This window comes from Streptomyces sp. NPDC054765 (assembly GCF_053612065.1).
The window spans coordinates 2,282-8,588 of the sequence record NZ_JBSHBP010000129.1 but is presented as its reverse complement, the minus strand read 5'-3'; the positions used below and the strand labels follow the sequence as shown (position 1 = coordinate 8,588).

6 protein-coding genes are annotated in these 6,307 nt (G+C 71.7%); 3 read left to right on the top strand and 3 right to left on the bottom strand.

The window, feature by feature from the left end:
* Together ACWGJY_RS37080 and ctaC are read right to left on the bottom strand one after the other, a co-directional pair.
* Window positions 1-321 (bottom strand): cbb3-type cytochrome c oxidase subunit I (locus ACWGJY_RS37080; RefSeq protein ID WP_453265301.1); only part of this gene is annotated, 321 nt, incomplete at its 3' end.
* Window positions 318-1,280 (bottom strand): aa3-type cytochrome oxidase subunit II, encoded by a 963-nt coding sequence (gene ctaC / locus ACWGJY_RS37075; RefSeq protein ID WP_453265300.1) that lies wholly within the window; start codon window positions 1,278-1,280, stop codon window positions 318-320. The genes ctaC and ACWGJY_RS37080, both read right to left, overlap by 4 nt.
* A gap of 384 nt (window positions 1,281-1,664) precedes the next feature.
* Here ctaC and ACWGJY_RS37070 point away from each other — a divergent pair, with 384 nt between their 5' ends.
* Window positions 1,665-3,173 (top strand): aminotransferase class V-fold PLP-dependent enzyme, encoded by a 1,509-nt coding sequence (locus tag ACWGJY_RS37070; protein ID WP_453265299.1) that lies wholly within the window; start codon window positions 1,665-1,667, stop codon window positions 3,171-3,173.
* Window positions 3,174-3,182: 9 nt separating this feature from the next.
* Here ACWGJY_RS37070 and ACWGJY_RS37065 read toward each other — a convergent pair whose 3' ends face one another.
* A complete protein-coding gene (locus tag ACWGJY_RS37065; protein WP_453265298.1) occupies window positions 3,183-4,157 on the bottom strand; it encodes a carbohydrate kinase family protein in 975 nt (324 codons plus the stop codon).
* A 159-nt stretch (window positions 4,158-4,316) separates the two neighbouring features.
* Between ACWGJY_RS37065 and ACWGJY_RS37060 the strand changes: the two genes are divergently transcribed.
* Together ACWGJY_RS37060 and ACWGJY_RS37055 are read left to right on the top strand one after the other, a co-directional pair.
* On the top strand, window positions 4,317-4,544 hold the full coding sequence (locus ACWGJY_RS37060) for a hypothetical protein (RefSeq protein WP_453265297.1): 228 nt from the start codon (window positions 4,317-4,319) through the stop codon (window positions 4,542-4,544).
* A gap of 126 nt (window positions 4,545-4,670) precedes the next feature.
* A complete protein-coding gene (locus tag ACWGJY_RS37055; RefSeq protein ID WP_453265296.1) occupies window positions 4,671-6,182 on the top strand; it encodes a hypothetical protein in 1,512 nt (503 codons plus the stop codon).
* Window positions 6,183-6,307 lie beyond the last annotated feature (125 nt).

The window sequence follows — 6,307 nt, the reverse complement described above, 5'->3', positions numbered from 1 at the left end:
CCAGTTCGCGAATCCGGCGAACAGCGGCGTCGCGAACATCAGCAGCATGATCGTGCCGTGCATCGTGAACGCCTGGTTGAACTGCTCGTTCGACATGATCTGCGTGCCGGGACGGGCCAGCTCGGCGCGCATGAGCAGCGCCATCAGTCCGCCGACGCAGAAGAACGCGAACGACGTGACCAGGTACATCGTGCCGATGGTCTTGTGGTCGGTGGTCGTCAGCCACTTCACCACGGCGATGCCGGGTTGCTTCTTGCGTACGGGCGGTGCTGCCGGAGCCGTATCGGCGGCGGCACCCTGAGGTTCGTTGAGGATGCTCACTGGTTCTTGGTCTCCGCATTCCTGGCGTGATCCGTCTGCTTGATGCCCGACGGCAGGTATCCGGTCTGGCCCTTCTTCGCCAGGTCCTTCAGGTGCTCCCGGTACCGCTCGGGGGAGACAACCTTGACGTTGAAGAGCATCCGGGAGTGGTCGACGCCGCAGAGCTCGGCGCACTTGCCCATGAAGGTGCCCTCCTTGTTGGGAGTCACCTCGAAGACGTTGGTGTGGCCCGGGATGACGTCCTGCTTCATCAGGAAGGGCACCACCCAGAAGGAGTGGATGACGTCACGAGAGGTCAGCACGAACTGGACCGTCTCACCCTTGGGCAGCCACAGGGTCGGACCCGGGTTGCCGGTCTGCGGGTTGCGCTCGCCCGGAGTACCGGAGTCATAGACGCCGTCGGCACCGGCCGGAGCGCCCTTCTTCCACTTGGGCGGGATCCCGTCCAGTGCATGGGAGTTGATGTTCGAGGTCGACTTGTTGCCGTCCACGTTCTCCAGGTAGTTGAACGCCCAGCTCCACTGGAAGCCCACCACGTTGACGATGTGGTCCGGCTTCTTGGAAGTCTTGAGGACTGCGCTCTCATCACGTGCGGTGAAGTAGAAAAGCACCGCAATGATGATGAACGGGACGATCGTGTACAACGCCTCGATCGGCATGTTGTACCGCGTCTGCGCGGGGACCTCCACCTTGGTCCTGCTGCGGCGGTGGAAGATCACGCTCCAGATGATCAGGCCCCAGACCAGCACGCCCGTTGCGAGGGCGGCGGCCCAGGAGCCCTGCCAAAGAGAGAGGATCCGCGGCGCCTCGTCGGTGACGGGCGTTGGCATGCCGAGGCGGGGGAAGTCCTTATATGTGCAACCAGTAGCGGTCGCCAGGACCAGGCCCGCAGCAAGCACCTGCGGCAGCTTCCGCCGCATCGGGCGCCGCGACGAGCGGTCGGAGCCGTTGGGACTCACGTAGCGCCTTCCCGAGAGTCTCGCCCGCGAGACCGGCTGCGGCCGTCTCGCTGGTCGGTCGCCGGCCCTGGCACGGGCAGGGGTTTGGATGTTTATGCGGACCAAACCCTACTGGACGCTATTTGGGGTCGCGCGGGGAGGGTGCCCAACGCGCCGCGCCGCACCCCTAAGGGGTGGCCGAGGCCTCCGGGGGACGGCCCGCAAACCCCCGAATACCCGCTTCCACCAGGCATCTGACGCCATGCTCGGCGTCGCTCCAGCGCCCTCCCCGAGGCCGTGTTCACCGGCCCCGCCCGCCGGAACCCCGGCGCCCGGGACCCCGGGCCGGCACCCGGCGGGGTGGAGACGCCTCCCGGTCCCGGCCGGGGTACTACCGTTTCGTACGTGCCCTATTTCGACGCGGCGTCCGCCGCCCCGCTGCATCCCGTCGCCCGGGAGGCCCTGCTCGCCTCGCTCGACGAAGGCTGGGCCGACCCGTCCCGCCTCCACCGTGAGGGACGGCGTGCCCGGCTGCTGCTGGACGCCGCGCGGGAGGCGGCGGCCGAGGCCGTGGGCTGCCGCCCGGACGAGCTGGTTTTCACCCCTTCGGGGACGCAGGCGGTGCACTCGGGAGTCTCCGGCGCGCTGGCGGCCCGCCGGCGGGCCGGCCGCCGGCTGCTGTACTCCGCGGTCGAGCACTCCTGCGTCCTGCATGCCGCCGAGGTCCACGAGGCGGCCGGCGGCAGCTGCCTGGAGCTGCCGGTGGACCGTACGGGCCGGGTGGCGGCCGGCGAGGTCGCCGCCGCGCTCGGCCCGGACACCGCGCTGGTCTGCCTCCAGTCGGCCAACCACGAGGTGGGAACCGAACAACCGGTCGAAGAGGTGGCCGCGCTCTGCCGGGAGGCGGCGGTCCCCCTCCTGGTGGATGCCGCGCAGTCGCTGCCGTGGGGGCCGGTGCCCGGCACCTGGTCGCTGCTGACGGCGAGCGCCCACAAGTGGGGCGGCCCGCCCGGTGTGGGGCTGCTCGCGGTCCGCAAGGGGACCCGGTTCGCTCCCCAGGGGCCGCGGGACGAGCGGGAGTCGGGCCGCAGTGCGGGGTTCGAGAACATCCCGGCGGTCGTGGCCGCCGCGGCGTCCCTGCGGGCGCTGCGGGCGGCCCCGGAGACCCGGGACGAACCGGCGCGGCTGCGGCGGCTGGTGGACCGGATCCGGGTGCGGGTGCCGGAGCTGGTCCCGGATGTGGAGGTGGTCGGCGATCCGGTGCGCCGCCTCCCTCATCTCGTCACCTTCTCCTGTCTCCATGTCGACGGGGAGGCGCTGCTGCACGAGCTGGACCGGGCCGGCTTCTCGGTGTCGTCCGGATCGTCGTGCACGTCCAGCACCCTGGCACCGAGCCATGTGCTGCGCGCGATGGGTGTGCTGTCCGAGGGGAATGTGCGGGTCTCGCTGCCGTACGGCACGCCCGAGGCGGAGGTGGAGCGCTTCTTGGAGGTGCTGCCGCAGGTGGTGCGCTCCGTGCGGGAGCGGCTGGGGGTCCCGGCGGCGGGGGGCGGGTCCGCACCGGCGACGGCCGGCGGGGCGCCGCACGCCGCCCCGGCAGCGGTTCCGCCGGAGGCCGGGGCCGCCACCGGACCCGCCGGACCGGGCGCGCCCGGTCAATCCGCCGCGGCCCCGGAATCCGCCGCGGCCGGCGGCCTGGTCGTCGACGCGCTCGGCAAGCGCTGCCCGATCCCGGTCATCGAGCTGGCGAAGGTGATCAACGAGGTGCCGGCCGGCGGGACGGTGACGGTGCTTTCCGACGACGAGGCCGCCCGGCAGGACATCCCCGCCTGGTGCGCCATGCGCGACCAGGAGTACGTGGGCGAGCGGGCGGCCGAGCGCGGCGCCGCGTATGTCGTGCGGCGCCGCGCCTGAGGGGGCCGGTCAGGCCAGGTACTGCTGGACCTCGGCCGCGGCCTCGTGGCCGTAGGCCTTGGTGAAGCGGTCCATGAAGTGGCTGCGGTGCAGCTCGTACTCCTGGGTGCCGACGGTCTCGATGACCAGCGTCGCCAGCATGCAGCCGACCTGCGCGGCACGCTCCAGGCCGACGCCCCAGGCCAGGCCGGACAGGAAGCCGGCACGGAAGGCGTCGCCGACGCCCGTGGGGTCGGCCTTGGCGTTCTCCTCCGGGACGCCGACCTCGATGGCCGGCTCGCCGACCCGCTCGATGCGGACGCCGTTGGCGCCGAGGGTGGTGACGCGGGTGCCGACCTTGGCCAGGATCTCGTCGGCGCTCCAGCCGGTCTTGGACTCGATCAGGCCCTTCTCGTACTCGTTGGAGAAGAGGTAGGCCGCGTCCTCCAGGAGGGTGCGGATGGCGTCGCCGTCCATCCGGGCGATCTGCTGGGAGAAGTCGGCGCCGAAGGGGATACCGCGGCTGCGGCACTCCTCGGTGTGGCGGATCATCGCCTCGGGGTCGTCCGCGCCGATCACGACGAGGTCCAGGCCGCCGACCCGCTCGGAGACGTGCTGCAGCTCGATCAGCCGGGCCTCGCTCATCGCGCCGGTGTAGAAGGAGCCGATCTGGTTGTGGTCGGCGTCGGTGGTGCACACGAAGCGCGCGGTGTGCAGGACCTCGGAGATGCGTACGGAGCGGGTGTCGACGCCGTGGCGGTCGAGCCAGGCGCGGTACTCCTCGAAGTCGTTGCCGGCGGCACCGACCAGGATCGGCGCGGTGCCGAGCTGGCCCATGCCGAAGCAGATGTTGGCGGCGACGCCGCCGCGGCGGACGTCGAGCTGGTCGACCAGGAACGAGAGGGAGACCGTATGCAGCTGGTCGGCGACCAGCTGATCGGCGAAGCGGCCGGGGAAGGTCATCAGGTGGTCGGTGGCGATGGAGCCGGTGACTGCGATACGCACGACGGGTCTGCTCCTGCGGAAGGCGTAGGGGCGGGCGGACGGGTAGCAACGCTACCCGCCGGGGTCGCGCGCCACCCGGTCATCCCGGACACTGAAAACTACTGAAACTACCCAATAGTAGGTCTTTCTCCTCGGCATATGGCTGCGTACGGTGCCCCTATGACCAAGCCTGTGAAAGCCGTCACATCGCGCGAGGGCGCACCGCCCGCCGCGCAGGACCCCGAATCGCTCGACGAGCTGCGCGGCGACTGCGCACGGATGGCGGGCCGCTGGCGGGCCGGGCGGCAGTCCGCGCCACCGCCGGGACGCGCCGCCGATCTGCACGGCATCAAGGTCCCCTCCGCATCGGCCGCACTCGTGGACGGAATGTCCGAGTACGGCGACTGACCGGCCGCCCGGCGGCGGCCGAAGGGCCCCTCACGGGAACCGTATACGCCCCCGCTCCGTCCCATCGGCGTCCACCTCACACAGGTGGGCACGCCAGATGTTCAGCGGAGCCGAAGGAGCGATGCGGTGAACACCGAGGACACCACCGACACACCGAGCCCCAAGGAGCGCAGGCGGCGCACCCCAGTGGTGGTCGCCTCGATGGCCGCGGCGGTACTTCTCGCCGGGGGCGGCGCGGCGTACTGGGCCTCGTCCGCGGCCGGCCACGGGGGCTCCGGCGCGGGGTCCGCGGCCGGCGACCCGCCGCCGCTGGCGCTCGACGGCTACAGCGGCGGCGGCTCGATCGCGGCCGGTGAGCCCAATCCGCAGGGGGCGAAGTACCGGGCGGTGAAGAAGCTTCCCGGCGGCCCGGCGGCCGCGCCCGTGTACCGCCCCGAGGGCGAGATCAGCCGGCAGTCGGTGGAACGGCTGGCGAAGGCACTGGATGTGTCCGGAAAGGTCCGCTCGGAGGGCACCTCCTGGAAGGTGGGCGGGCTGTCACAGGACGCCCGCAGCCCCGTCCTCCAGGTGAACAAGTCCGGCTCGGGCGCCTGGACGTTCTCGCAGTACGGCACCCCGGGCGGCACCAACTGTGCGCTGCCCGCCTCCCCCAAGGGCGGGAAGGGCCAGGACCGGGCGGACGGCGCCGCGCCCTCGGGCCGGCCCGGCTGTCCGACGTACCGCGGCGGTGGGGACATCACGACCGAGGACGACAGCAGCGGCAAGGGCGCGGTGTCGCCGCAGAAGGCCGAGCAGGCGGTGCGGCCGGTGCTCAAGGCGCTCGGCCAGGAGGACGCCCGGCTCGATGCGGGCGGACTGTCCGGCGCGGTACGGATCGTCAGTGCGAATCCGGTGCTCGGCGGGCTGCCGACGTACGGCTGGCAGAGCGATCTGCAGGTCGGCTCGGACGGTCAAGTGGTCGGCGGGAGCGGCCAGTTGGCGAACCCGGTCAAGGGCGCGGAGTATCCGGTGCTGAGCGCGGACAAGACGCTGGACCGGCTGAATTCGGGTGAGGGCCACACGCCTGCCGACTGCCCCTCGATGCCTGGCGGCAAGGGCGGCAAGGGCGGCGGGATCGCCCGGTGCGAGCCGGATCCGACGAAGCCGAAGGGGCAGCAGCCGGCCGAGGTGACCGGTGCGGTCTTCGGGCTCTCGGTGCAGTACGTGGACGGCGGCCAGGCGCTGGTGCCGTCGTGGCTCTACACGGTGCGCCAGCCGGGCGCCGGCAGCGGCCCGGACACCGGCTCGACGGTGGCGCACCCGGCGGTGAACCCGAAGTATCTGGCCCACCGGGACGGCGGCGCGACACAGAAGCCGTCCGGGAAGCCCGGGGCGATGGCCCTGGAGTCGTACGACGTGGGCGACGGCGGCAAGAAGCTGACGGTGCACTTCTGGGGCGGGGTGTGCAGCGTCTACTCGGTGAGCGCGGAGGAATCCGGCACGGCCGTGCAGACCAAGGTCGTCGGCAAGGACAAGAAGCCGGGCCAGGTCTGCGTGAAGATCGCCAAGGAGTTCACCAAGACCGTGACGCTGCACACGCCGCTGGACGGCCGGAAGGTGGTCGATGTGTCGAGCGGTGAGTCCGTGCCCAAGCGGTGACCGGGTGCGGGCCCCCCCGGCGGGCCCCCCCCAGAAGGCAAAAAGAAATGCGGCGCGCCCCCCACGGGGGCGCCCCCGGTCGGTAGTAATTCCCCGAACCCCAATCGGGAGGTGTGGCCGCCGGC

Coding starts and splice junctions, on each gene's coding strand:
- ACWGJY_RS37060 (WP_453265297.1), top strand. CDS start 4,317: ATGACCAAGCCTGTGAAAGCCGTCACATCGCGCGAGGGCGCACCGCCC.